A 26,239-nucleotide genomic window follows, 5' to 3' on the forward strand; every position below is an offset into this window, starting at 1 on the left:
GACATATTACGTGATATTGCACCGGCTAATGCAATTACAGTAGTTCCCTTTGGACTGTATTAAAATGATTGAAAACGCTACTTAAACAAAGCAGCGTTCTCACATTTAACAAGATATTATAACAAAATAGGAGCTAAAATTGATAAAATGACTAGCACTAAAGCCCCGCCTATACGGGATGAGATTTGTAAGAAAGGCATTAATCCCATTCTCTCACTTGCACTAAGTACCGCAACATCCCCGGAACCACCCATATCTGCCATTCCAAGACCGGCTGCAATTGAAGATTCTACAAAATAAAAGCCAACAAACATACCTACAAATCCAGCAGCAACTGCAGCTAATATAACTGTTAAGACTGTTAATGTCATATAACTTGGATCCGTAGCTAATTCAAGAACACTTTTAAAGTCAATCATCCCAGCACTGATTGTTACTAAAACTGCTGGAACCCATGCTGAAGAAATAAATTCATACCACTCACCAGCAGCATCATTAATATGATTAGGAAGAACATTAAATATTTTTAGTAATGCTGCCCCTAAAATAATATAAACATATGAATGGAAAGTAGGGATTATATCAGCTACAACTCGGCCAAAAATGTATAATGCTAGTGCAATTACAATTCCAATAATTAAATTATTTATTGAAATAGGAAACTTAGATTCCTTCTCCGCACCTTCTACTTTTTCATTCCTCACTCGTAACATTTTGCCATCACCCGAAAACCATTTGGGCATATTTTTTCTCTTACCTAATCCATTGAAGGCACCCGCTATTAAAATACAAATCATATTACCTACCATAACCGCTGGTGCTAATTTTGCTAAATAATAGCCTGGGTCACCATTTCCACTCGCTGCATAAATTTCAGACATTGGTACAGCACCTGCAGCCATTCCACCACCCATAATTGGCCCAGCAACAAAAAAGATTGTTTCTGCAAATCCAAATCCTAATAAATGCCCAACAATCCCACCAACACCTAATGCAGCAATGACTCCCCCAATTAATGGAACAAAAAATCTCACACCTACTTTTACTAATAAATCCCTATCCATACTTAAGATACTACCTACAATTAATCCAGTTACAACTAACTCCGCAAACCCGAACTCATTATAGAAATTATCTGTAAGTACTGCTAAACTTTCTGGTAACCATCCCCAATATAAGAATAAGGCTGGTAAAATAATACATAATATCGGGCCACCACCGAAAGTATTAAATACGGGAATTTTATCACCTATCCACATGAAAAGGCCGCCTAAAACCATTGCAACTGCCATTCCACTTGCGATGTTCTGTGGAAGAATCTCCATATAGACTCCAATTAATACAATAGCTGCAACCCCTAAAAATATAGGTAAATCAATTCCTAGAATTTTAATCTTGTTTGTATTCAACTTTGCACCTAACTCAACGTTTAAATTGCTCATACCAACACCCCTATCTTCCAGGTTAGATTTTTCAAAACACTTATTGTTAGCGCTATCATAATAATCTAATTAAGAATCTCCCATCCCCAAATGAGAGATCATGCACATCTTTACGTCTACAATGCTTTTAATCTTTTAATAATTTCAGTCGTAACACTAGCCGTATTATGTTTTCCGCCAAGATCAGGTGTTAAAATGCCATCACTTGTAACACTCTCAATTACACTTAACATTTGAGAACCAAGTTCCTCTTCACCAAAATGATCTAACATCATTTTCGCGGTCCAAATTTGACCTATTGGGTTAGCAATACCTTTTCCAATAATATCAGGTGCGGACCCATGGACCGGTTCAAACATGGAAGGATATTTTCCATTAACATTTATATTGGCTGCAGGTGCAATACCGATACTACCCATTATTGCAGCACCAAGATCTGTCAAAACATCTCCAAACAGGTTACTAGCAACAATAACATCGAACTTATCCGGATGAGTAATGAAGAACGCAGCCAAAGCATCAATATGCTGTGAATCGGTTCCTATTTCTGAATAATCTTTTGAAACCTCCTTAAAAACTTCATCCCAGAATGGCATGGAATGATAGATTCCATTTGATTTTGTTGCACTAGTCACATGCTTTTTTCGCTTTTTGGCTAATTCAAATGCATAGCGCATTGCTCGTTCAGTACCTCGTCTTGAGAAAATGGCATTTTGAATCGCAATCTCATCTTCACCTTGATAAATTCTTCCCCCAACTGAACTATACTCACCCTCACTATTTTCACGAACAACGATTAAATCAAAATCCTTTGGATTTACTAATGGAGAACGAATTCCATTTAGAAGCTTAGCAGGTCGAATATTGATGACTTGTTCGAATTCTCTACGGATTTTAATTAATAATCCCCAGAGTGAAATATGGTCTGGAACAAGCTTTAAGTTTCCTACCGCACCTAGAAAAATGGCATCAAAATCCTTGAGTCTTTCCATTCCATCAGGCGGCATCATACTTCCATGTTCCAGATAATATTCACAGCTATATGGAAAATCAGTAAACTCAAACTTCAAACCGCCATGGACTTCTGATACCGCTTTCAACACATCGATGGCAGCAGGCACAACCTCTTTTCCAATTCCATCTCCAGGTATTGATGCTATTTTTAAACTTTTCATGTTTGTTGCCTCCCGTTATGTAAGTCTTCGAAATTAAGACGACAGTCGACTGTATCTTCTTAATAATTTGATTCTACAAGAATTTATAAAAGGATACAATAGTTTTTTGACTTTTTCTAAAATTTTATTTTTTTATCCAAAATAAAAAGCCTTACCCGACGGCACGGCTTTTTACTGCTACTTTTCTGATATAAATAATCCGGACTTTCGATCAAATACCTCAAATAAGTGCTTCGTATCTAACTCCAAATGGTTAATCATTTCACGAGCTGCACTTTCCTTGTCTCTTAATTTTACATATTTAAAAATCTCAAGATGTTGATTCAATATTGTTCTTGCCCGATCTTCACCCTCAAAATTTAGTATACGAAAGTACCTCATTAGCCCTTTTAATTCATCAATTTGTTTTTTTAGTCTACTATTTCTTGTACATTCAATAATTAAATGATGGAACATTTCATTTAGAGAGATAATCAATTCTGGGCTTTTTTCTAGCACTATGGCATTCTCAGTTTCTTTTAATGTGTTTTCAATCTCTTCAATTTCCTGGTCGGTAGCAACCTCCGTTGCTAATCCAACAGCAAAAGATTCAAGTGCTTTACGACAAAAATATATTTCTTCAACATCTTTCAAAGTAGGTTCATACACTATAACTCTTGATTTTTCATTAACAATTACGAGTCCTTCTTTTTCTAATATGCGGATTGCCTCACGTATTGGGCTTTTGCTTACATTGAATTCTTTGGCTAATTGTGTTTCATTAATACGCTCCCCGGGTTTAAATTTACCCTCAAAGATCATTTTTTTTATAGTGTGATAAAACTGTTCATAATATGGCACTGGTTTTTCTATTGAAAAATCACTCATTTCCTATTTCCCCTTTTACAGAAAAGGAGGAATACTATTTATCCCTAGTATCCCAACCTCTAGTTATTGATCGACGATGGAACCATCAATATGGAGCCTCGTATTTATATCTCTTCGACTATAAGGAAATTTAGTTGATACATCTTCAACTAAATCTATTCCTAAACCTGGATTTGTAGGCGCTTCAATAAATCCATTAGTAGCCTTTGGTACCCATGTTACCATATCACTTTGTCTAAAGCTATTCTGTTTTGTGCCATTTGAACTAGTGAACCTCTCAGTTGCAGCTAATCCTTCATGATCAGGTAATTCTAATAAGGCAAGATTTTCAGTTGAAATTGATACTTGTAAACAGGCTGCTGTGCTTACAGGACTTAGCGGATTATGTGGAACAATCTGAACACCATGTGCCTCAGCTAATGCTGCAATTTTTTTGGTACCAGTAATCCCTCCACATATACATACACTTGTTCTCGCATAAGCCATTGCATTACGAGATAAGAGCATTTCAAATTCCTGTATAGTGTGAATCCGTTCTCCAGTTGCAATTGGTACATTTACTTTGTTTGCTATCCATCCCATTGAATCAAAGTGATCTGGAATAATTGGATCCTCCAGAAAAAATGGATGGTATTTTTCAACTTCTGTTGCAAAAGCTACAGCTTCAGCTGGCTTCATTCTTCTATGTAATTCTAAGCATAAATCCATTTCGTTACCAACTGCTTCACGAATTAATCTGACTCGTTCCGCAGCGTCACTAATCATCTTAGCATATGGTAGGAAATATGGTTTACTACGAGGCTCATCAAGAAAAGGCGATAAATGGCCAACAGCAGTATATCCCAACTCCTTCGCCTTTAAAACATCAGCAATCAATTCTTCTGTTGTCTCTCCACTAACATGGTAATATGTTCTAACTTTGTCCCTACATTTCCCTCCTAATAAGACATACGTGGGTACATTGAACTGTTTTCCTGCTATATCCCATAATGCAATATCAATTGCACTAATTGCCCCCATAATAGCTGCACCTCTAAAATGAAAGCTTCGGTACATATACTGCCAATGATGCTCAATTTGTAGTGGATCCTTTCCAATTAAATAAGATTTGAATGTTTTAATAACTTCAGATGAAGCATCTAGAAACCCCCAAGCACCTGATTCACCAATTCCACTAATCCCTTCATCAGTTAATACTTTTACATATAGAAAACGATTGACTGGTATAACTTGAACATCTGTAATCTTCACCTTTTTCTCCTCCTTTGGAAACTTGTTATTAATTCATTTCGACAGTATTAAAGCAATATCCTTTTTGAAAATAATATTTTGGTCGACCGTCTCCTTTTTTCTTTAAAGAATATTTTTATACTAGATTGATTCCAAATAAAAAAAGATCTTGACCTATATAATAGTCAACATCTTTTAATAAACAACTTCTTGATTAATAAAACTTCGCACTCATATTACATAAATGTTCGAGGTCTTTTTCCTTCACCAGTAAGCTCACACCAATGTACGAAATGAGGGAGAATAGTACTGGCAGGACAACTGAATGCATACCAAATGGTTCTGGTGAGATTGTATGAATTAGAATATAACTTCCCACTCCTACAAGAATGGAAGAAATAGCCCCATATTTATTACCTTTTCTCCAATATAAACCAAGTACAACTGGCCAGATAAAAGCTGCTTCAAGACCACCAAACGCAAACAAATTCAACCAAATGAGTAGATCAGGAGGGTTGATTGCTAATAAAAAGACAAGAATTCCAATCAACCCTGTGACCGACATACTCAGTCTTTTAACTGTTAAATCTGTTGCATCTGGTTTTATGTAGTTCAGATAGATATCTTTTACAATCGAAGAACCTACAATTAATAATATGGAGTTAACGGTAGACATAATTGCTGCCATTGGTGCAGAGAGAACAACTCCAGCTAACCAAGGCGGTAATACTTCCATTGCAAGCAATGGCATAACCGTATCAGGAACGTCAACCCCCGGAATAATGGCTCTTGCGAATACCCCTGATAAATGCATACCAAGCATAATAAATCCAACAACTATGGTCCCAATTATCATCGCTTGGTGCATTGCCTTTGAATGCCTGTACGACATAGCTCGGACAGCTATTTGTGGCAATCCAACAACTCCAATCCCTACAAGAATCCAAAAGGATGATAAATATAAGGGAGTAAGGGAGCCATCATGGCCGAACGGTGATACGAGACTTGGATTTTCAGATACCAGCTCTTTCATTATCGCTGGTACACCACCGCCAGCGATAATTGTTCCAATTAGGATGATTAAAGTCCCAATAAACATGATGATCCCTTGTATCGTCTCTGTTAAAGCTACAGCTCGAAATCCACCAATCGTTACATAAATTAAAATGGAAATTGCAAAAATGAACAATGAACTCGTATAGGACAAACCTGTTAACGATTCAATTAATCTTCCCCCACCTACCCATTGGGCGGACATTGACGCAAACAAAAAGATAATTATACTGCCTGCTGATAGCAAAACCACCCATTTTGATTTGTATCGCTCCTTTAAAAAATCAATGAGTGTAACAGCATGTATTTTTCGTGCAACAATCGCAAATTTTTTCCCTAAAATCGCAAGAACAAAATAACCGGTAACTACTTGTATCATCGCCAGTAGTACCCATCCTAGCCCCATCGTGTAAGCAGCGCCAGGGCCGCCAATAAAGCTACTGGCACTTCCATAGGTAGCGACCATTGTCATTGCAAGTACAAATCCACCTAACTCCCGACTCCCAAGAAAATAATCTTGGAGAAATCCAGTACTCTCTTTTAAACGGCCTGCTGCATATATACCCACAATAAAAATAATCACTAATAAAGCTATGAAAGGTATCAATACTCCCCAATTCATAAGGAGTCACCTCCCTCGTTTTCATCAAACGGTACCTCTTTAAATACCATTTTTACAAGAATGATGACTAACATAACAACAACTAAAAAACCAACCACACAACTGTAAAAAAACCAGCTAGGCAAACCCAAAATATATGTATACTCTTTAACAGGCTTTGACCCTAGACCATATGCAAAACCAAACCACCATAGGAAGTTAAAAACCGCTAGTCCTATCCCAATAACTGCCTCTTTTTTAGCAACCTTGTATCTACTATCACCTGAATGTTTACTCTTATTCATCACGACTTCTCCTTACGATTATCAATACATTGACATATTTTCATATCCTCTATACTGCCCCAAAATCCCCTTTTGCCATCAAAAAAGCTACCTAAGAACGATCCTTAGGTAGCTTCTACTTATTATTCAGCTGATTCTTCATCAATTAAATAATTGTAATCTGAACGATCAACAGGTTCAAAACCTGGTGGTGTATAGAAACGTAACAAGTCACCATTTACAACTTTATCAGAAGTGGCTAATTTTTCTTCAACGATGTCTTGAAGTTTCTTTGCAGAATCTAATTGATCTTCTGCAACTTCAACTCCAGTCGTAGAATCATAAAACTTACCATCGACTGATGAAATAGTTGGACTTACGAAATCACCATTACGGAATGGTACTACTTGATCATGCTGTTCAGATAATAAATCAGTTCCAAATTGAACATACTCTTTTGTATCAATTCCAAGTAAGTGTAGAAGTGTTGGAAGAAGGTCGATTTGACCACCGTATTGATGCTTAACTCCACCTTCCATTCCTGGAACACGAATAAACAATGGTACTCGCTGTAGAGATGCATTATCAAAAGCAGTTATTTCTTCTTTTTCTAATACTTGCTTCATGGCTTTATTATGGTTTTCAGAAATACCATAGTGATCACCATACATAATGATTATCGAATTATCGTATAATCCTTTTTCTTTTAAGTCATTGAAGAATTGCTCTAAAGCTTCATCTGCATAACGTGCAGTTTGGAAATATCCATCAACAGAACGATCACCTGTTGTATGAGGCGCAATAGTTGCATCCTCTTCACTGATTTTGTACGGATAGTGATGAGTTACTGTAATAAATTTTGAGTAAAATGGTTGCGGTAATGTATCTATTAAATCCGCAGACTGTTCATAAAATGGCTTATCCATAAGTCCATATTCAGCAAGATCTTCTGAATTCATTTGATAAAAGCTTGAATCAAAGAAGTGATTATAGCCAAAAGACTTATAAATTTCATTACGGTTCCAGAAGCTTCCTGAGTTACCGTGGAACACAGCTGACGTATAGCCTTGCTGACCAAGAATTGCTGGTGCCGCTTGATATGTGTTCATACCTTTTGTTGTAAAGGCTGAACCCTGCGGTAGACCATACATTGAGTTTTCAAGAATAAACTCCGCATCTGCAGTCTTACCTTGAGCAGTTTGATGGAAGAAATTATCAAAATACATTGTATTTTCTTCTTTAGTTAGTGAGTTAAGAAATGGCGTTACTTCTTCCCCGTTCACCTTGTAGTCAATTAAAAAGTTCTGCATGGATTCAAGGTGAAGGTAAATAACGTTCATCCCTTTACCTACTCCAAAATACTCCGGATTCGGTTCAGCATAGTTTGCCTTCGTATAGTTAATCACTTCAATACTGTCATTGCTGTCTGCTAACGCTCTTTGAGTTGAAGCTTTTGTGCTTTGAACAGCATCATAAATGGTATAGTTGTACATACCAAGATATTTCACAATGTAGTGGCGGTCAAATCCACGTGTTAAAAGTTGTGGACGATCAGCCTCTGCAAGAGTAAGGTTTACAGCTGAAATCAAAATCGCAAAAGCGAATAATGCAGCCACTTTAATTCCTCTCAAGCTTGTTGTTGTTTCAACCTTGATAACTTTGAAGACCATAAGTGCTACCAATACAAAAAAGTCAACAAAGAACAAGAAATCATATGGTTTTAAAAGAGAAGTAATACTTCCACTTACATCACCAAAGTTTTGAGTTTGAAACAATGTTGGCAATGTAATAAAGTCACTAAAGAATCGGTAATACATAATATTAGCGTATAAAAGGAATGACATTAGAAAATAGATAATAAGAAGTCTTCTATATCTTTTCTTCCCTTTACCCAAAAATGAAAAACCTAAGAAAAATAAAGCCGATCCAAGTGGATTTAATAATAATAGAAATGTCTGTAAAGAGTTATCAATATTTAAGTTAAATTCAGTTGATTGTGAAATAAATGTTTTCATCCATAGGAGAAAAACTGCTAATAAATAAAAGCCAAAAAAGCTAGTGAAGATATTTTGACCACGTTTTAGAATGTTCTTTTTCATGATTGCACCTACCTTCGATATAAACAAAAAAATTATTATCTCTTCTACGAAAACTCAAAAACCATTCTATCAAGTAAATATGAACAAATTATTAACATACGTAATAAAATTTACATTTGCGGTACATTCACTTACTTTACTACGTTTCTTTAAAATGTCAAGAGTCCTAAAAAACCCCGAAATTTTCTTGCAACTTATGTATCCCCTTACAATCCAGCCTGTACACCATTTTTACAAACTTTTATAAAATACGTTAGATCCTTCAAAATTATGACCACTTTTCCTTTACAAAAAAGAGCAAATTGAAAGACGAAACAATCTCTTTCAATTATACTACTGTAATAGAAATTACTTTATTTGGAAAGGGCTATTCGAACTATGTTTTTTCTTGCAATTTTCCTATTTCTCTTAGTTTATTGTGGTATGTGCTTCTTTTTTGGGTATATGGGATGGAACTGGCTTGAACACTCATTTTCATTTCGACATAAAAAGACATACATATTGGTTATACTTGTTTTATCATTAAGCATTTTTGTGGGTTACTCAACTTCCTCTGCAGTCTTACAGACAATTGGTTATTATTGGTTAACATTAACAGGCTATGGACTCGTCCTTTTGCCCATTGCAATTCTATTATTCTTCCTATTTAAAAAGAAAGGTATTCGCATAATTGGCTTTGGTGTAATTTTTACGTATGTCCTTATTTTGAGTGTCGGAACTTACTATGCATGGAGTCCAGTTGAGAGGAACTATGAAGTTACGATTAACAAAAGCTCTGAACGGGACAATTTGAAAATCTTAATGGCTTCAGATTTTCACCTGGGTAGTATTGTTGGTGAAAACCATCTTAAAAAGTTCGCCCATTTAGTAGAAGAAACTAGTCCAGATATCGTGTTAATCCCTGGTGATCTAATCGACGATCATATTGAACCATTTTTACAGAAGAATATGGGTAAAATCATGACGGAAATCAAGGCACCGCTTGGAGTATATGCTACACTTGGAAATCATGATTATTACGGTAATGATGATGAAAAAATTGTCGAAGAAATGGAAAAGCACGGGATTGAGGTTTTAACAGATGAAGTTACCATGATAGAAAATGATTTTTATCTAATAGGAAGAAATGATGATACTGATGATGATCGCGCTGGAATAAACGAGCTTATTGCACACCTTGAACATTCTAAACCATTGATTATGTTAGACCATCAACCAAATGAACTTGATGAAGCCATGAAAAGCGGAATCGACTTAATTCTGTCTGGTCATACTCATCGAGGACAACTATTTCCTGGAAATCTACTAACCAACCTGCTTTATGAAAATGATTACGGCTTGTTGAAAAAAGAAGAGTTAAATTCAATTGTGTCATCTGGATTCGGTACATGGGGTCCTCCCCTCAGGCTTGGAACAAGATCTGAAGTTGTCGTAATCAATGTAAAGTTTAAGTAAGAAGCATTACCTCACAGGAGGTAATGCTTCTTTTAATTAGTTTACTGATGTTGTCTTATTCTCTTTCCCTTTACCAATAAATTGGTCAAGAGCAAGTGCCTTAGAACCAGTTATTGCGAGCATCATAGCCATTGCAAGAAACGCTAGGTCTAATTCATAACCTGCCATCTGACCGTTTCCTAGAAACCCTATTGCAAGTTTTACTTTCACAATGGCTCCAACCATGACTACAGCAAAAAGAATAGAAACGATTCGACTAAATAAGCCAAGAACTAACATAAGTCCTCCAACAAATTCAATAATTGCTACACCATAAGCCACAACACCAGGAATTCCTATGCTCTCAAACCAACCAGCAGTATTTTCAACTCCTCCTTGGAACTTATCTAGCCCATGAATAAAAAACGTAATACCTAAAACCACTCTAATAATTAATTGACCTAATTCAAATTTATTTTCCATTTGTATTTCCCCCATTTTTTAGAATGTTAGTTATCCATTCAATTAAATCACGATAATTTTGTAATGAAACGGTATGTCCTTCTGGATAAGAATGAAAACTTACAATTGCCCTTTGCTTTTCAAAAAACTCCTTACTCTCCACTCCCCATTCAAAAGGAAGAACAGGATCATTTTCCCCATGAGAAATGAAGATAGAAAGGTTTTCGACGGGTTGTATATCATAGTCCTTTTTAACGAAGGCAGGAATATACCCACTCAATGTAACAATACCCTTAATACGATTTCCTAAGGCGAGCCCTAATGTCATTGAAACAATGGCACCTTGGCTAAATCCTAATAAATATATATTTTCTTGATCAATCGAATAATTTTTCGAAGCATAGTCAAGAAAATTCTTTAGTTGACCAATGCTTTTGTCGAATACCTCTCTGTGCGGTTTGCCATACCCCTCAATTGTAAAGAATGCATAACCTGGTGGCTGTGCTAATGGCCCACGAATACTAAATATATAAAAAATATCCTCCAACCCTTTTACTAACGAAAGAAGATCTTGTTCATTGCTCCCCATACCGTGCATTAAAAATAGAGCAGGATATTTTTTATCGGGATCAATTGTTGTAGGATGGCGAAGTTCATAGGTAAATGGTGAATTCAAGTAATGTCCCCCTCCTTGGATGTTATTTACTAATTAGTAATCTAATCGAGTAATATTTTTATAGAAATAAAATATTCATATTAGTGAACCGAGAGACCAAAAAAAGAAAAACCTTAAACGGTTCTTGTTGTTTTCTAATATGAATATTTGTTGTTTATAAGATAACAATATACTTAGTAGCTTGTCAACACTTTTTTTGCTACTATTAAATTAAGTTTCATACTAGAAAACATGTGAGGTACAGATATGGATATTGGTACAAAAATTCGTGCGATACGAAACCGAAAAAAGATCACAATCGCCCAAATGTGTGAAGGCACTGGTCTATCAAAAGGATTCATTAGTAATGTAGAAAACAATAATACATCTCCATCCATAAATACACTAAAAACAATCGCTGATTTTCTTGAGATTCCACTTCCCTACTTGTTATTGGAAAAGAAAGAACATATGCGTGTCATCCGTAAAGATGATAGAACAACTACCTCCTTTAACAATTTAAAAGTGGAACACCTCACCTCTAAGGGTGGGCTACGTATGATGATTGTAGAATGTCCACCTGGTGCTTCAATGGGAGAACCTAACGCCCATGAAGGGGAGGAATGCCACTTGGTCTTACAAGGGAAAATTCTTGCTGAACAAGGGGAAGATTCAGTTATAGTTGAAGAGGGAGATTCTTTCAGCTGGAATGCAAGCGTCCCTCATTTCGTTAAAAACATTGGAGATACAAAGGCTGTAATCTTAATCTCCGTTTATTCTGATTCAGAATTGAATGATATTTTATAGTGCAAGCTTGCGAACAACGCAGGCTTTTTTTCTTGGTTATTCCTTATTTCGTAGGTCAATACTAAAAATGCTTTGACAACGGTTTAAAAATCATGTAAATTATCTAATGTACGAACATTATTAAACAACCAAGAAAATAATATTCGGTTTTAGGAGTGTTTTTTGAATGGAAAATGTATTTGATTATGAAGATATTCAGTTAATCCCTGCAAAATGTATTGTTAACAGTCGTTCAGAGTGTGACACTACAGTCGAATTTGGCGGCCACACATTTAAACTTCCGGTTGTCCCTGCAAACATGCAGACTATTATAGACGAGAACATTGCACTATTTTTAGCTGAAAATGGCTATTTCTATATCATGCACCGTTTCAACCCAGAAAAACGTGTTGATTTTATTAAGGATATGCAATCTCGCGGTTTAATTGCTTCTATCAGTGTTGGAGTAAAGCCTGAGGAATACACTTTCGTGGAACAACTTGCTGAAGAAAATCTTGTACCTGAATTTATTACAATTGACATTGCACATGGACATTCAAATTCAGTTATCGAAATGATTAAACATATTAAAGCACATTTACCAAAAAGCTTCGTAATTGCGGGTAACGTTGGTACACCAGAAGCAGTAAGAGAACTAGAGAATGCTGGAGCTGATGCTACAAAGGTTGGAATCGGGCCTGGTAAAGTGTGTATCACAAAAATTAAAACTGGATTTGGAACTGGCGGCTGGCAACTAGCTGCACTTCGTTGGTGTGCGAAGGCTGCAACTAAGCCAATTATTGCTGACGGTGGTATCCGTACTCATGGTGATATCGCAAAATCAATACGTTTCGGTGCAAAAATGGTGATGATTGGATCCCTTTTCGCAGGACATGAAGAGTCCCCAGGTGAAACAACAGAAGTCGAAGGTAAGTTAGTTAAGGAATACTTCGGTTCAGCTTCTGAATTCCAAAAAGGTGAAAAGAAGAATGTTGAAGGTAAGAAAATCTATGTGGAGCACAAAGGCTCATTAAAAGATACACTAAAAGAAATGGAACAAGACCTTCAGTCCTCTATCTCTTATGCTGGTGGAACGAAACTAGATTCCATCCGCCACGTTGATTATGTGATCGTTAAGAACTCAATCTTTAATGGTGACCGAATCTACTAATTTTAAAAGGATGAGCTAAGGGTTCCGCTCCAAGGTTCCAAACAGTAAATCACAGTACATTTTTAGCGTGAATTCACATATGAATTCACGCTTTTATTTGATAAATTAACGCCTAATACGGATTTCATCTTATAAAAAATTCAAATTACTAGACTTCGGACTCAACCACGATGTTTTTTATGTCCCGTGTCCGAAGATACCTCATCTTCAGACTCAACGTTGTTCATTCTACCTTCCCTTGTCCAAAGATACCTCATCTTCAGACTCAACCTTGTTCATTCTACCTTTCCTTGTCCGAAGATACTTCATCTTCGGACTCAACCTCGTTCATTCTACCTTTCCTTGTCCGAAGATACCTCATCTTCGGACTCAACCTTGTTCATTCACCCTTTCCTTGTCCGAAGATACCTCATCTTCAGACTCAACCTTGTTCATTCTACCTTTCCTTGTCTGAAGATATCTCTTCTTCGGACTCAACCTCGTTCATTCTACCTTTCCTTGTCCGAAGATACCTCATCTTCAGACTCAACCTTGTTCATTCTACCTTTCCTTGTCCGAAGATACCTCATCTTCGGACTCGACCCTGTTCATTCTACCTTTCCTTGTCCGAAGATACTTCATCTCCGGACTCAACCTCGTTCATTCTACCTTTCCTTGTCCGAAGATACCTCATCTTCGGACTCAACCTCGTTCATTCACCCTTTCCTTGTCCGAAGATACCTCATCTTCGGACTCAACCTTGTTCATTCTACCTTTCCTTGTCTGAAGATATCTCTTCTTCGGACTCAACCTCGTTCATTCTACCTTTCCTTGTCCGAAATTATTTTGTTATTATTTTATATTAGATTTTGTAACTTTAATTTTTTTCATTAAAAATCGTATCGTTTGATATGATAGGTGGTCTGTTTTCAACTCAAAACGAAACTCGAATACCAAAGGCTCATCCTTTTCGTATTACAACTTAGTTTTGATTTTGATTTTCTTGTTTACTCACTGATTTTTCTACTAGCTCGTCGATGAACTCATATTCAAGTTGCGTACCAGTAGATGTATAAAAGAACCCTTTATACCTAATGGTGTCACTTGAATTAATGATTAACTCCTTCATGGTCTCGCCGTTCGTATCGTAAATCGTTGTGTCAAATCGATATCCCATATAACCAGCCGAAAGCTTTCCTTTCTTAAATGTCACTTCATTTAGACTCGTAATAATACGGTTGATATCTTTTTCGGATGTAATATCCGTTCTGTATCCAGAATTTCCGTCTACAATATGTATTTTTGAAACCTCATCGGGATTAATATCAAAAATCTTGTGAGGTACGTACGTAAAACAGTATAGTAAAACAATAAGAAGTGTTATTAGAATTAAAATTGTTTTTAATTTCATTATGCTTCCACCTTTATTAGATTAGGAGTGTTTTGATTGTTTATAAAGCTATCGAAAGAACAACAGCAAATGATGATTTCGGACATACAATCCTTTTTCTCGCTAGAAAGAGACGAGGAAATCAGTGAGTTTGCTGCTGAACAGGTCTTACATTTTGTAAAAGAAAAACTAGCACCACATATTTATAATGCTGCTGTACATGACGTTAAAGCAGTGGTGGACCAACAGTTCGCCTCACTTGACGACGAAATTTTAACACTTGAACGCCCCATAAGAAGGTAGAGTATTTTTCATTAGATTGCCTACACTACCTTTAAGAGGTGAAGTGTATATGCCAAAAGAGAAACAAAAATCTTTCGATCCAAAAGATACATATGGCATTTTTAATTCTGAGATGGAAGTGGATACAGATGTCAATGAAGATAAGAATCGTGAAAGGCTGCTTGATGACTCAGTTGAAGCATTTTTAGAATTGAAAAAAAGTCTAACTGAATAGTTCGTGGAAAAAAGAGAGAATCCTTCTTAATTTTTGGTATTATTTTGTAACACAATAACAAGCCAACATGCACCAATTGCATGATGGCTTTTTCTTTACCACTGTTCCGTCTTAATTTTTTGATTCGTTACGTAGAGCATTCCAGGTATGATAACAAGTGAAACGGCCAATAATGCGATTGTCATTGAATTTTTGCTACTATCATGTAGTCCAACGGCAAACACAACACCGTATATGCTTGAGGCTAAAATATTCCCAATAAACCTTGAGGTCATTAAAAGACCTGATGCGATCCCCGACTGGGCAACGCTGATAAAACTATACAATAGGTTTTGGAGGCTAATGTTCATCAGTCCATTACTGATTCCAAACAACGCTAAAACGATGATTATCCAGAGCAATGAAGAATTTTTCGTTGTCGTAAACAGGAATCCTACTCCCACAATGCCTACTGCAGCCCCTACAAGCAATGGAACTCGGTATCCCACTCTTTCTGCCCACCTTGTTACAATTGGCGTTGTGATCATTGCGCATACGGATAGCGCCAACATCATCAAACCTGTATATTCCGAACCTAAACCGATCACTTCCTGTAAATAAGTTGGTGTGAACAACAAGATAGAAAAGAATATCAAAGTTGAAAGAATGTACTGTGCATAAACAACAGAAATAGTCGGATTCTTTCCCAAAAATACAACATTGATTAACGGATCTGCCTTCTTTTTTTCGTATGTATAAAAAAGAAAGGATAATCCTAGTGCAAGGACGAAGAAACCTATAGTAAATCCGCCTTCCAATGATAGCAAAAAGACCATCCAACTTGTGATGAAGGCACTAAATAACAGCATTCCAATGACGTCCCATTTAAAAACAGTCCCTTTGGTTGGCTCGTCTTTTGGAATATATAATACTGTTAAAAATGCCGAAAGGAAAATGACTGGAAGATTCACATAAAAAATAACCGGCCAGCCCCCATATTGAATAAGCAGTCCACTAATGGTTGGTCCAAACGCTGCGGATGTTGTTGCGAACACCGCTAATGTTCCGATTACCCGATTTTGATTTTGTTTAATATATAAGCGGACCATTCCAATCCCTGCAGGATAGAGAGCTGAAGTGCCAATGGCTTGAATCAATCTCAGGCTAAGTAATGTCATCATATTTTGTGACAACGGAGCTAAAACTGATGATAGTAAAACGAGTAATAAACCGATGAGAAAGATTTTTTTCCTACCATAATGATCGCTGAGTCTACCGATAATTGGTAAAAAAATAGCACTAACAATAAAATAGGAGGCGATCAACCACGAAACCTCCTTTGAAGAAAGCATGAAATCTTGCTGAATCGAAGGTAAGGCAACCGTGATCATCGTGGTATTAAGCGGATTTAAAATCGCACCCAATGCGATTGCAATGATTACTAATGTAGGTTTTTTTATAGTGTCAGACATTTGAATTCCCCTTTTAGCCTAATGCTAACAGTTTATCACACAAACAATTAGGGCGGTTGAAGTCCAATACAATGAAAACGGATAATCTCATCTAAGTCGTAAAAACTACAAATAACCTAAACTAATTGGAGGTATGAAATGATTAGTAGAGCAACCAAAATCACAACATTGTTTTATATTGCGATTCTTGGAGTGATATTAACAACAATCTATACGATTATCATCATGATCCAAGGAAGTAAAACGATGAAGATGATTCGATATATTTACAATCAAAATAAACAGCGTGGAGAACATGAGAATCGCGGGGAATAAACCCCCGCGATTCTACTTTACTCATCTGTTTTAAAAGCAAGTCCTCTTTCCCCTAGGGCTGCTCGAAGTTCCCTAATTGCAGTAGGACCCACACCATGTAAAGCCAATACTTCTCTCTCAGTTAGTTTTGTGAACTGTTCTAACATGATGTACCCCGCACCATGCAACGCACGTAATGCTGGTTTGCTCAATTTCAACTCATCAATTTCAGCCAAAATAAACACTCCTTTTTCATCTCCGTTTTTCATGCATGTACCTCATCCATTTTTTCTGTTTATGTGTCACATTAAAATATCCAATACAAGAAATTGATGTTAGCCCACCAGAAAAGTAAAGCAAGATTAAATGCGAAGTAAAAATACTGGCCGCAATTCCTATAATGCCAAGTAATGACAACTGAAATAGATGCTTTTTATATGTTTCATAAACCGTAAATTGAAATTCTCTTCTTTGTTCAATTTCCTTCAAATCCTCTAATTTGTGAGGTAACTGTAAAAACTGTTGGATTGAATGGAAAATCTTAAAAATCGGCTGTGCCTGAATCCATTGCCAGACCAATGACCATTTCTGATTGCCTTCCTTGTTCAACCAGTTCGTGAACACTGGTTTTACTAATTCTAATACATCATCCTCAGAGATTAGATTAAGAATAATTCCTTCAATTGCTACAAAGGATCGCCCTAAAAAGATATATCGTGTTGGGACTTGGATTGGTAGTGCTTGAATGATATCATTCAGGTCGCGTTTAAAGGCAATAAGGTCTATTTCCTTTAATTGAGACAGTTCAAACGACATTAATTCCTCTAACAGTTTTTCCATTGTTCGATGATCAGCCTCAGGTAATAAAAATCCTAATTGTGATAAGCAATCAACCGTTTTCGAATAATTCTTGGTAAGAAAGCTTTCAATTAACCCTTGAAAATGTTTCGCATCCTTTTTCGAGATTTCCCCAACCATCCCGAAATCAAGTAAGATGATTTTCCCTTCCTTTGATAGCAGAATGTTACCTGGGTGTGGGTCAGCATGAAACATACCTGGTTCCAGCCATTGTGGAAGGAATAGTTCTATTAAACTCTGGGCAATCTTTCTCCGGTCAATGGATTGGATACCCTCGATACTTGATATTTTTATTCCATCAACCCATTCCATTACAAGAACCTTTGAAGTACAGTATTCTTGGTAGACCATAGGAATTTTGAGATCGTTCATATCCTTAAACCGCTCGGAAAAGGACCCAAGAGTTTGTCGTTCCTTTGTATAATCTAACTCTCTCTCAATTACTTGTTTTATTTCCTTAAATAGTACCTTGAAATTAATAAACCCCTTCGGAACTGGTACAAAATGATCAGCAAACCAAATAATGATTGCTAACGACCGAAAATCCGTTTTTAAAATCGACTGAATATCTGGCCTTTGGACTTTGATTGCAACCTTCGCTCCATTTTTAAGAACCCCCTGATATACTTCACCAATGGACGCAGAAGCAATTGCCTCTTTCTCAATTGATTGAAAAAGGCTATAAATAGGACGATCCCACTCGTCGTTAAGAATACTCTCAATATCACTCCAATGTGAAGAAGGAACCTTATCTGTTAGATCTTCGATTTGCTTAATAAAAGGTTTTGGAAGAAGATCTGTTCTAGTACTTAAGATTTGTCCAACCTTAATCAATAAACCTTCTAATTCAAAAAGCGTATTTCGAAAATTTGTACCTATCTGCACCCAAAGTTTATCCCATTCAGCCTGTGGCTTTCTACGAAGTTTATACCAGTAAATTTTACTAAAAATCATTAAAGCCATCGAAAGAACCTTGGTCATGCGAACCAACTTATTTTTCGTCTTCATAAGAAACCTCTCATTTCCTAAACTTCCCATATTAAAATATTTCAATATAAAAAGCATTTCTCCTTTAAAAAGAAATGCTTTTTGTGTCCGGAGATCTTATGAAGTTTTCTCTTTCTTCTGCAATAAAACAGCTGCGATTACAATAACCCCTTTAAATGCTTCCCTTAAAAATGGCGGAACCCCGAATAGGTTAAGAAGGTTGTTCATAACGGCAATGATTAGCATACCGTAGACAGTTCCCAGAATGAAACCTCTTCCACCCATCATGTTTGTTCCTCCAACAACCGCTGCAGCGATTGCATCCATTTCCATTCCTCTACCCGCATTAGAAAAGTCCATAGAACCAATTCGCGAAACTTGGATAATAGCGGCTATTGACACGAGCAGCCCCATAAGAGCGTATACCCTTAATTTCACTTTCTCTACATTTATCCCAGAAAGCTTAGCTGCCCTTTCATTCGATCCAACCGCGATGATATGTCTTCCGAAGGTTGTTCTTTTCGAAACATAATAAAGTATATAGGCAATGACTGCCCAATAGACAATTGGCATAATCATATAGTTTCCAATTTTAAAGCTTGCAATTTGTAAAAATTCAACTGGAACAGTAGGATTATATCCTTGCATGAAGTGCTGTGTCACACTTCTAAAAATCATCATCGCTCCTAATGTTGCGATAAATGGAGGAACATTCCCCTTCGTAATACTAACTCCAATTAGTGAACCTAAAAGATAGCCTGCAAGTAAAACCAATAGAATTGTAATGATAAATGCTGGTGCACCTGATATTCCCATCATTGCCAGAAACCCTTTTGTCCCGGTATCTAGGAGCATCATTGAAAAGGCACCAGTGACAACCAAGGTAGAACCAACAGCTAAATCAATTCCCCCTGTCATGATAACAAAAGTCATCCCTAAAGCAACAATGGCTGTCCCTGCATTATTTCGTAAAATATTGATCCAGTTATTAATCCATGACTGAAACCATCCTCCAAATGAATCATAATCAAAGCCCAACACCAATGTTTGTAAAATAATCATAATAATTAATGCAATCGCGATACTGAATAATGGGTCATTTGACCATTTATATTTAAACCACCCAAAAAAATCTTTCTTATTTTTGATTGTTGTTTGATCGATATTTGGCTTCATGTTAGCTTACCTCACCCTCACTTAAGTCCCCACCCGTAGCAAGACTCATGATGGAATGCTCATTCATATTTTCTCCAGCGACCTCCCCTTGGATGGTACCGTGATACATGACGATTGCTCGGTCACAGACACGAATGATTTCATTCGCTTCACTTGAAAGAACAACAACTGCAATATTTTCTTCAGCTAGTTTGAGAATAATATCATAGATATCTTCCTTTGCCCCCACATCAACACCTTGGGTAGGATTGTCCAGAATAAGAAGTTTTGGATTAGCCGCCAACCATTTTGCTAGGACAACCTTTTGCTGATTTCCACCAGAGAGACTTGTAATACTGTCAGAAAGGTCACCCATTTTTAATTGCAAAGCTTTTCGATGCTTTTCAAAAATTTCCTGATGCTTTTTCGTATTAATCGTGCCCCGCTTTGAAAACGTTGGCCAAGTAACGATTGACGCATTCTCGATGATGTTCATGTCCTTGATAATCGCATTTTCTTTTCGGTTTCGTGGCAGATACGCAATTCCTTCCTTGATTGCTTTCGTAGTACTCGTTATTTTCACTACCTTACCATTCAGGAATATTTTCCCTGATGAAATCTGGTCGGCTCCAAAAATGGATTGAAAAAGTTCACTTCGTCCATCTCCAAGGAGCCCTGTAAAACCGACAATTTCACCCGCTCGAACTGAAAAATTTATATCTCGAAAGATATGACCAGAGGTTAATCCTTCAACCCGTAATATCTCATTTCCTAGCTTTTTTTCCCTGATAAGCGATTCTGTTCTCACATCGTGTCCCACCATAAAACGTGCAAGATCATTCGTGTTCACTTCGCTGACACTTCCTTCAGACACCAAGTTACCATCACGAAGCACAAGATAGCGATTACAGATCTCCATTACCTCATTTAATTTATGAGAAATAAAGATAATGCCGACATTATGTTCCATTAATGTCCTCATCATCGCGAAGACTCGCTCAATTTCCTGGTCTGTTAGGGAAGTAGTCGGTTCATCCATAATAATAATAGACGCATTTGTCATCATAGCCCGGCATATTTCGATGATTTGTTTATAAGAAGCATCAAGTTCTCGCACCAATTTATTTGGATTAAGATCTACGTTCATTTTGGTAAACATCTCTTTTGTTTCTTGATACATCTTTTCTAAATCCAGAGTGCCTCTTTTGGTTTTTAACTCTCTACCAAGAAACATATTTTCATAGATTGGTAAATCGTTGATTAAGTTAAGTTCTTGATGGATGAAGGCAATTCCGGCATCCTGAGAATGTGCTGGTGTAGCAAATTCCACTTGTTTCCCGTCAATGAGTATGGAGCCATGATCCATTTGCAAAACTCCACCCAATATGTTCATCAAAGTGGATTTTCCTGCACCATTTTCTCCAAGCAATGCGCAGATTTCACCGCCTTTTAAGGAAAAAGATACATCCTTAAGAACATGATTGCTTCCAAAGGATTTTCGGATTTTTTTCATTTCAATACGCATCTCATCACTTCCAAACCTGTAAAATCACTACATTATTCATAAGAAAAACACAAGGCGCCCGCCTATAGGCGACAAGCATAAGACAAGCGCTGTTTGCCTTCAAAAGCTCCTAGGGCTAGACACCAAAAACTACGTGCAAAATTTTATATTTACTTATCTTTAAAAAAAGGTAAAAAGAGAGGCTATAGCAGTGTTGCCATAGCCCTCAAAGTCTACGAGCTCCAATCTTTAGTACGGTGAACCCTCATCGAGGAAGTCTTTATAATTATCTCTGTCAACAATGGTTGTAGGAATAATGGTTTCCATTTCAACCTCTTCACCTAATACCTTAAGTGCAACATCAACAGCATCCTTTACCATTGCTGGGCTGTAAAGAGCTGACTGAATCCAGATATCTTCGTTTTCAGGCATCATTTTAAAGTACTCTTGCATTCCACCGCCACCGGTAACTACTTTAATATCTGTTCTTCCTGCTTCTTTGATTGCTTGTAATACACCGATTGAAGTTTCATCATCTAGGGAATAGACTGCATCAATTTTATCTAAGCTTGTCAAAATATCTGCAAAATCTTTCAATCCATCTTCTCTTGTAAACTGTGTCGCATATGTGTGGAGTTCAATATCTGGAGCGATTTCCCCAATTGTTTCAACAAATCCCTTCTTACGCAATTCAGAAACGGAGCCTGAGGATGGTACTTCTAGAATAACAACATTTCCTTCTTTACCGATTTTTTCAACAACGTAATTGGCACCTTGAACACCCATGTCCTCATTGTCTCCAGCTACTCGATAAACACCTTCTGCATCAATGACAATGTCAAAGTTTACAACCTTGATTCCTTCATCTAATGCTCGTTGAATAGGTACTTCCATCCCTTCCCATTGTGGGAACGCTACAATAGCCTCTGCACCCCAAGTCATTAAATCATCTAATTGTGAAGTCATTTCAGCTGCGTTGCTACTTGTTTGAATTTGGTACTCGATTTCACCGGAAAGTTCCTTTGCACGGGCTTCGGCATGATATGCTACTGCAGCAACCCATCCATGTGTTACAGCTGGCGCCAAAATACCAATCTTATGCTTTTCACTTGAGTCATTTCCAGTATCCCCGCTTGTTTTATCACCTGTTTGTTCTGAACTACTACAAGCACTCAATACAGGAATGAATAGTAAAATTAGCAGTGACACTACACGTAAAATTTTTTTCATAAGTAAATAACCCCCTCGTTTTTGGCTAGTAATCTATTTCATGAATAAATTGAAACCTAAGTAAATAAATAGTTTTTACTAGTAAATATAAGCGCTTTCTTTTCTAGGAGTTAAAATCATGTTGTGGTTTATTGTGAGGACCTCGAATGTATGTAAAGTGGGCAACTACATATATACTTGTTTTCCAGATTCTAAGGATTCTTCTATATTTTTAAGTAGTTGTATTGTGTAGAGTACGTCTTTTAAAGGTATAATTGTATTTTCTTGGTTCTTATCCAAACAATTTATAAAATACGATAATTCATTTTGAAAGGCATCGCTCTTTTCAAAGGTTACTGCTGACTTTCCCTCGTGATTGTAGTAGATAAATTGTTTCGTACCCTTTTCTATGTTTTCGATATTTTCACCGGCTGTTAGATTAAAATCTAGCGTCCCTTGAGCCGATTGTGCACGTAATGACATGGTAAAAGGATAGCCAATTGGCATACGTTGAGAGGCTTCAACGAATGCTTTACTTTTATTCTTAAAGATTAGTGTTGTCATGACATGGTCCCAAGCACCATATTTGTTTTGGTTTCCAACAGCATATACAGATTCAACTTCGCCTACTAAATAATGGACGAAATCTATATCATGTAAGTGAAGATCAAATAGGGCTCCACCACTCTTTTCGGGGTGCAAAAACCAATCACTCCATGTAGGAATCTGCCCCAATCTCTTAGCATGGACAATCTCAATATCTTTCAGTTTGTCAGTTTCACTTAACGATTTGATTGCCTTGTATTCAGGCCAAAAGCGAAGCACATGACCGACAAAGAGTTTGACACCATTTTTATGAACTTCATCCATTATTCGATCTGCAGATTCAGGTGTAAGTGTTAGTGGTTTTTCACAAATAATATGTTTCCCAGCTCTAGCTGCCTTGATGATATAGTCTTCATGTAGAAAGGTTGGTACACATATATCAATGATGTCTATTTCCTTACTATTTAATAAATATTCGTAATCCGTGACAAAAGACCCATTAAAACTTTGAATAATGTCAACGTCTTCTACTTTATTCCGGGTACATATTGCCGTTACCTGACAATTTTCAATATGTTGGTAAACGTCTAGATGTGCTTTACCAATGAATCCCAAACCAACTAGCCCGATATGCTTCATGTTTCCCCCTCTTAACCTATTAATCTAAAAGGATTTTTGACAGAAACGTCTAATTCAATTTGAGTGAACCTGCTTTGCTTGCTCCTTTGACAACAATCTCCAGCGAAAAGCCGCGATATGTATTGGGTTTATGGATAGCTGCTTTAACATAGTAGCCTTCTATCAAACATGTAATTGATTACATATCGCAATCTCAACTCATCGTACAAGCTCTACGTTACTAATTATATTAGTAAAGAATTACCAATTTGTAATCCGTTACATTTATAGTATAAGATAAACAATATTCAGTCAATTATTTTTAGGTATTAATTATCATTTTTACCAATTAAGGGTTGTTTGCTTTTTTTTACAGTTCTAACGTATCATCTTTTGAACCAAGAATTTTTTCAACAACCCTAAGAGAAGCAACCGCTTGCTCACCAGTAACTGGAGGCTCTATTTCATTAATGATTGAATCAATAAATGAATCGATAACACCTGAATTCGTTTGGTTGTCATTTGTCTGAATGGATTCTAGTTCATACCTCTTAATCGAGCCATCCCTTTTCTCAATTAGTAACGGCGCACTTGGATCATGATAAATTTTTAGGATTCCCAATTGACAGTAGATAATCGTTGAATTATCTTCTGAACCATAATATGTCCATGAAAACGAAGCTGTTCCCAAACGGCCTTTCTGCGTTTTTAATGCACAGACAACATTGTCACATACTTCTATTGGTTTACCATTTTCATCTACCTTATCTAACGCACCATAGAAGGAGTGAACATCCACAATTTCGTCATCTAGCAGATAGTGAATTAAATCAATTTTATGAATTCCTAAATCACCTGCAACACCTGAATAAGAGCGATTCTTTTTAAAAAACCAAGTAGAGTTTGATTTGTTTACTCCCCAATTCTCAGGACCTTGATGACCAAAAGAGGTTTTGAAAGTTAATACCTCACCTAGTTCCTTTTTATCTATTATTTCTTTTGCTTTCTGATGTGCATTTGTGAAACGTTGGTTATGGTCGACCATTAATTTTTTCCCAGATTTCCGTTGTGCTTCTAGGATTACCTCAGCATATTTCACATTAATAGCTAATGGCTTTTCACACAATACATGCTTCCCGCTTAATAACGCATTTGAAGTATTAATATGATGGGCTTCATTAGAAGAACAATCGCTAATGGCAATAATGGATGGATCGTTGAATAGTTCCTCAACTGTCTTTACAGCTCGCCCACTAAATTCTTTAGCCAAGCTCTGGGCTCTTTCAATTTTACGGTCAAAAAAAATAATTTCCTCAACATGTGGATTTGCTTTATACTCTGGTGCGTGTCTATGCCTAGTAATGGAACCACACCCGATAATGCCCACCTTAATACCCATGATTGAAAACCTCCCTATTTTTTAAAAATGTAAGATTCCTACCCCATTGTTGACTCACGAATTATTAATTCATGGTCTAGAATCACACTTTCCACCCTTTCTCCTTGAATACTACTAATCAGCATGTTTGCTGCAATACTCCCCATTTTATACATCGGCTGTGATATTGTGGTTAAGGTTGGATTCGTCATGTTTGAGAAACTAATATTATCAAAACCTACTAAAGCAATGTCATTTGGAACACGTAAGCCATTTCCATTAATTCCTTTTAGAGCTCCAATAGCCAGTGTGTCAGAAACAGCAAAACAAGCTGTCGGTTTTTCTGCTAATTGAAACATGACCCTCATCGCCTGAACACCATTTTGAAATTCAAGTTCTTTTGAGTGGTAGATCCATTCATCACGGATTGGAAGATTAAATTCTTTTAAAGCTCGCTCATACCCATTTCGACGTTGTCTAGCATATAAAAACTTTTCATCAGAATTGATGAGCGCTATTCTTTCATGGCCTAACTTAATTAAATGCTTAACAGCTTGATAAGCCGCCAATTCATTGTCTATCGTGACATAAGGGATACTACCTCCCTCTTCATATTCACTACAGAGAATAACAGAATAATTCTCCGCTAATTCATTTAGCTTGTTCATATTAACTGTCGGATCCATCGAAATAACACCATCAGCTAATTTATTCTTAATCATGTTAAAATATATGTTTTCTCGTTGTGGATTGGAATCCGTTTCGCATAGAAGTATATTGTAGTTGTTGATAATGGCTGTATTTTGGATTCCGTTGATAATTTCTGTGTAAAAGGGATTTGAAATACTTGGAAGTAATACTAATAACAGTCGACTTTCGGAGTTCCGAAGATTTCTTCCTAGCATACTAGGTTCATAATTTAGATCTTTAATTGCATTTTCAACTTTTAGCCTTGTTTTCGGACTTACAGACGTAGCATTATTAAGGACCCTTGAAACCGTTGCGACGGAAACACCTGCTTTTTGAGCTACCTGTTGAATATTTGCCATTTTTGGTCCCCACTTTCAAACTAAATAATCAAATGCGCCTTGGCG

Annotated in this window: 25 protein-coding genes; 6 read left to right on the forward strand and 19 right to left on the reverse strand. The window is 36.7% G+C overall.

Translation table 11 applies throughout. The features are described 5' to 3' along the window. Positions 1-116: 116 nt before the first annotated feature. From AC6CHV_RS17810 to ltaS, 7 genes are all read right to left on the reverse strand, one after another. Positions 117-1,442, reverse strand: a complete 1,326-nt coding sequence (locus AC6CHV_RS17810; RefSeq protein WP_498079342.1) for a 2-hydroxycarboxylate transporter family protein — start codon at positions 1,440-1,442, stop codon at positions 117-119. A 116-nt stretch (positions 1,443-1,558) separates the two neighbouring features. Then, entirely contained in the window at positions 1,559-2,617 is a 1,059-nt protein-coding gene (locus tag AC6CHV_RS17815; protein ID WP_498079343.1) for a tartrate dehydrogenase, read from the reverse strand. Between the two features lie 177 nt (positions 2,618-2,794). Further along, a complete protein-coding gene (locus AC6CHV_RS17820; RefSeq protein ID WP_498079344.1) occupies positions 2,795-3,484 on the reverse strand; it encodes an FCD domain-containing protein in 690 nt (229 codons plus the stop codon). A gap of 63 nt (positions 3,485-3,547) precedes the next feature. After that, the gene (locus AC6CHV_RS17825; RefSeq protein ID WP_498079345.1) at positions 3,548-4,735 is read right to left on the reverse strand and encodes an enolase C-terminal domain-like protein; all 1,188 of its coding nucleotides are present in this window, start codon (positions 4,733-4,735) and stop codon (positions 3,548-3,550) included. Positions 4,736-4,928: 193 nt separating this feature from the next. After that, on the reverse strand, positions 4,929-6,389 hold the full coding sequence (panF, locus tag AC6CHV_RS17830) for a sodium/pantothenate symporter (RefSeq protein ID WP_498079346.1): 1,461 nt from the start codon (positions 6,387-6,389) through the stop codon (positions 4,929-4,931). Next, positions 6,386-6,673, reverse strand: a complete 288-nt coding sequence (locus AC6CHV_RS17835; RefSeq protein WP_341332082.1) for a YhdT family protein — start codon at positions 6,671-6,673, stop codon at positions 6,386-6,388. The genes panF and AC6CHV_RS17835 overlap by 4 nt, the downstream gene beginning before the upstream one ends. 122 nt (positions 6,674-6,795) lie before the next feature. Then, the gene (gene ltaS, locus AC6CHV_RS17840; protein WP_341332083.1) at positions 6,796-8,751 is read right to left on the reverse strand and encodes a lipoteichoic acid synthase; all 1,956 of its coding nucleotides are present in this window, start codon (positions 8,749-8,751) and stop codon (positions 6,796-6,798) included. Positions 8,752-9,252: 501 nt separating this feature from the next. Here ltaS and AC6CHV_RS17845 point away from each other — a divergent pair. Beyond that, entirely contained in the window at positions 9,253-10,206 is a 954-nt protein-coding gene (locus tag AC6CHV_RS17845; protein WP_341332084.1) for a metallophosphoesterase, read from the forward strand. A gap of 36 nt (positions 10,207-10,242) precedes the next feature. Here AC6CHV_RS17845 and AC6CHV_RS17850 read toward each other — a convergent pair whose 3' ends face one another. Together AC6CHV_RS17850 and AC6CHV_RS17855 are read right to left on the reverse strand one after the other, a co-directional pair. Further along, positions 10,243-10,668: a DoxX family protein gene (locus tag AC6CHV_RS17850; protein WP_341332085.1), complete on the reverse strand. Its 426-nt coding sequence runs from the start codon at positions 10,666-10,668 to the stop codon at positions 10,243-10,245. Continuing rightward, the gene (locus tag AC6CHV_RS17855; protein ID WP_498079347.1) at positions 10,658-11,323 is read right to left on the reverse strand and encodes a dienelactone hydrolase family protein; all 666 of its coding nucleotides are present in this window, start codon (positions 11,321-11,323) and stop codon (positions 10,658-10,660) included. Before AC6CHV_RS17855 ends, AC6CHV_RS17850 begins: the two co-directional genes overlap by 11 nt. A 246-nt stretch (positions 11,324-11,569) precedes the next feature. Here AC6CHV_RS17855 and AC6CHV_RS17860 point away from each other — a divergent pair, with 246 nt between their 5' ends. Together AC6CHV_RS17860 and guaC are read left to right on the forward strand one after the other, a co-directional pair. After that, positions 11,570-12,109 carry a helix-turn-helix domain-containing protein gene (locus tag AC6CHV_RS17860; RefSeq protein WP_341332087.1) on the forward strand — a complete coding sequence of 180 codons (540 nt, stop codon included), beginning with the start codon at positions 11,570-11,572 and terminating at the stop codon, positions 12,107-12,109. 166 nt (positions 12,110-12,275) lie between these two features. Continuing rightward, on the forward strand, positions 12,276-13,259 hold the full coding sequence (gene guaC / locus AC6CHV_RS17865) for a GMP reductase (RefSeq protein WP_341332088.1): 984 nt from the start codon (positions 12,276-12,278) through the stop codon (positions 13,257-13,259). Between the two features lie 961 nt (positions 13,260-14,220). Here guaC and AC6CHV_RS17870 read toward each other — a convergent pair. Then, positions 14,221-14,649, reverse strand: coding sequence for a hypothetical protein (locus AC6CHV_RS17870; protein ID WP_498079348.1), 429 nt, complete (start codon positions 14,647-14,649; stop codon positions 14,221-14,223). A 36-nt stretch (positions 14,650-14,685) separates the two neighbouring features. On the opposite strand from AC6CHV_RS17870, the gene AC6CHV_RS17875 reads away from it, so the two are divergent. Further along, positions 14,686-14,931, forward strand: coding sequence for a DUF2164 domain-containing protein (locus tag AC6CHV_RS17875; protein WP_341332090.1), 246 nt, complete (start codon positions 14,686-14,688; stop codon positions 14,929-14,931). Positions 14,932-14,980: 49 nt separating this feature from the next. Beyond that, entirely contained in the window at positions 14,981-15,145 is a 165-nt protein-coding gene (locus AC6CHV_RS17880) for a hypothetical protein (RefSeq protein ID WP_498079349.1), read from the forward strand. 95 nt (positions 15,146-15,240) lie between these two features. Here the strand turns inward: AC6CHV_RS17880 and AC6CHV_RS17885 are convergent, their stop codons facing one another. Then, a complete protein-coding gene (locus tag AC6CHV_RS17885; RefSeq protein WP_121445107.1) occupies positions 15,241-16,596 on the reverse strand; it encodes an MFS transporter in 1,356 nt (451 codons plus the stop codon). A gap of 138 nt (positions 16,597-16,734) precedes the next feature. On the opposite strand from AC6CHV_RS17885, the gene AC6CHV_RS17890 reads away from it, so the two are divergent. Beyond that, positions 16,735-16,911, forward strand: a complete 177-nt coding sequence (locus AC6CHV_RS17890) for a hypothetical protein (protein WP_165918080.1) — start codon at positions 16,735-16,737, stop codon at positions 16,909-16,911. Between the two features lie 17 nt (positions 16,912-16,928). Here AC6CHV_RS17890 and AC6CHV_RS17895 read toward each other — a convergent pair whose 3' ends face one another. The 8 genes from AC6CHV_RS17895 to AC6CHV_RS17930 all read right to left on the reverse strand — a co-directional run bounded on the left by AC6CHV_RS17895 (position 16,929) and on the right by AC6CHV_RS17930 (position 26,194). After that, a complete protein-coding gene (locus AC6CHV_RS17895; RefSeq protein ID WP_121445108.1) occupies positions 16,929-17,159 on the reverse strand; it encodes a helix-hairpin-helix domain-containing protein in 231 nt (76 codons plus the stop codon). Next, positions 17,143-18,756 (reverse strand): lipopolysaccharide core heptose(II) kinase RfaY, encoded by a 1,614-nt coding sequence (locus AC6CHV_RS17900; protein WP_498079350.1) that lies wholly within the window; start codon positions 18,754-18,756, stop codon positions 17,143-17,145. The genes AC6CHV_RS17895 and AC6CHV_RS17900 overlap by 17 nt, the downstream gene beginning before the upstream one ends. Before the next feature lie 96 nt (positions 18,757-18,852). After that, on the reverse strand, positions 18,853-19,911 hold the full coding sequence (locus AC6CHV_RS17905; RefSeq protein ID WP_498079351.1) for an ABC transporter permease subunit: 1,059 nt from the start codon (positions 19,909-19,911) through the stop codon (positions 18,853-18,855). Position 19,912: 1 nt separating this feature from the next. Continuing rightward, entirely contained in the window at positions 19,913-21,415 is a 1,503-nt protein-coding gene (locus AC6CHV_RS17910) for an ATP-binding cassette domain-containing protein (protein ID WP_498079352.1), read from the reverse strand. Positions 21,416-21,643: 228 nt separating this feature from the next. After that, positions 21,644-22,624 carry a substrate-binding domain-containing protein gene (locus tag AC6CHV_RS17915; RefSeq protein WP_498079353.1) on the reverse strand — a complete coding sequence of 327 codons (981 nt, stop codon included), beginning with the start codon at positions 22,622-22,624 and terminating at the stop codon, positions 21,644-21,646. A gap of 165 nt (positions 22,625-22,789) precedes the next feature. Then, positions 22,790-23,788: a Gfo/Idh/MocA family protein gene (locus AC6CHV_RS17920; protein ID WP_341332095.1), complete on the reverse strand. Its 999-nt coding sequence runs from the start codon at positions 23,786-23,788 to the stop codon at positions 22,790-22,792. Positions 23,789-24,137: 349 nt separating this feature from the next. Continuing rightward, positions 24,138-25,166 carry a Gfo/Idh/MocA family protein gene (locus tag AC6CHV_RS17925; RefSeq protein ID WP_498079354.1) on the reverse strand — a complete coding sequence of 343 codons (1,029 nt, stop codon included), beginning with the start codon at positions 25,164-25,166 and terminating at the stop codon, positions 24,138-24,140. Between the two features lie 38 nt (positions 25,167-25,204). After that, on the reverse strand, positions 25,205-26,194 hold the full coding sequence (locus AC6CHV_RS17930) for a substrate-binding domain-containing protein (protein ID WP_498079355.1): 990 nt from the start codon (positions 26,192-26,194) through the stop codon (positions 25,205-25,207). Positions 26,195-26,239: the final 45 nt, after the last annotated feature.

Source organism: Ferdinandcohnia sp. GQ5 (genome assembly GCF_059759275.1).

Coding starts and splice junctions, on each gene's coding strand:
- AC6CHV_RS17810 (WP_498079342.1), bottom strand. CDS start 1,442: ATGAGCAATTTAAACGTTGAGTTAGGTGCAAAGTTGAATACAAACAAG.
- AC6CHV_RS17815 (WP_498079343.1), bottom strand. CDS start 2,617: ATGAAAAGTTTAAAAATAGCATCAATACCTGGAGATGGAATTGGAAAA.
- AC6CHV_RS17820 (WP_498079344.1), bottom strand. CDS start 3,484: ATGAGTGATTTTTCAATAGAAAAACCAGTGCCATATTATGAACAGTTT.
- panF (WP_498079346.1), bottom strand. CDS start 6,389: ATGAATTGGGGAGTATTGATACCTTTCATAGCTTTATTAGTGATTATT.
- AC6CHV_RS17835 (WP_341332082.1), bottom strand. CDS start 6,673: ATGAATAAGAGTAAACATTCAGGTGATAGTAGATACAAGGTTGCTAAA.
- ltaS (WP_341332083.1), bottom strand. CDS start 8,751: ATGAAAAAGAACATTCTAAAACGTGGTCAAAATATCTTCACTAGCTTT.
- AC6CHV_RS17850 (WP_341332085.1), bottom strand. CDS start 10,668: ATGGAAAATAAATTTGAATTAGGTCAATTAATTATTAGAGTGGTTTTA.
- AC6CHV_RS17860 (WP_341332087.1), top strand. CDS start 11,570: ATGGATATTGGTACAAAAATTCGTGCGATACGAAACCGAAAAAAGATC.
- guaC (WP_341332088.1), top strand. CDS start 12,276: ATGGAAAATGTATTTGATTATGAAGATATTCAGTTAATCCCTGCAAAA.
- AC6CHV_RS17870 (WP_498079348.1), bottom strand. CDS start 14,649: ATGAAATTAAAAACAATTTTAATTCTAATAACACTTCTTATTGTTTTA.
- AC6CHV_RS17880 (WP_498079349.1), top strand. CDS start 14,981: ATGCCAAAAGAGAAACAAAAATCTTTCGATCCAAAAGATACATATGGC.
- AC6CHV_RS17885 (WP_121445107.1), bottom strand. CDS start 16,596: ATGTCTGACACTATAAAAAAACCTACATTAGTAATCATTGCAATCGCA.
- AC6CHV_RS17890 (WP_165918080.1), top strand. CDS start 16,735: ATGATTAGTAGAGCAACCAAAATCACAACATTGTTTTATATTGCGATT.
- AC6CHV_RS17895 (WP_121445108.1), bottom strand. CDS start 17,159: ATGAAAAACGGAGATGAAAAAGGAGTGTTTATTTTGGCTGAAATTGAT.
- AC6CHV_RS17900 (WP_498079350.1), bottom strand. CDS start 18,756: ATGAAGACGAAAAATAAGTTGGTTCGCATGACCAAGGTTCTTTCGATG.
- AC6CHV_RS17905 (WP_498079351.1), bottom strand. CDS start 19,911: ATGAAGCCAAATATCGATCAAACAACAATCAAAAATAAGAAAGATTTT.
- AC6CHV_RS17910 (WP_498079352.1), bottom strand. CDS start 21,415: ATGCGTATTGAAATGAAAAAAATCCGAAAATCCTTTGGAAGCAATCAT.
- AC6CHV_RS17915 (WP_498079353.1), bottom strand. CDS start 22,624: ATGAAAAAAATTTTACGTGTAGTGTCACTGCTAATTTTACTATTCATT.
- AC6CHV_RS17920 (WP_341332095.1), bottom strand. CDS start 23,788: ATGAAGCATATCGGGCTAGTTGGTTTGGGATTCATTGGTAAAGCACAT.
- AC6CHV_RS17925 (WP_498079354.1), bottom strand. CDS start 25,166: ATGGGTATTAAGGTGGGCATTATCGGGTGTGGTTCCATTACTAGGCAT.
- AC6CHV_RS17930 (WP_498079355.1), bottom strand. CDS start 26,194: ATGGCAAATATTCAACAGGTAGCTCAAAAAGCAGGTGTTTCCGTCGCA.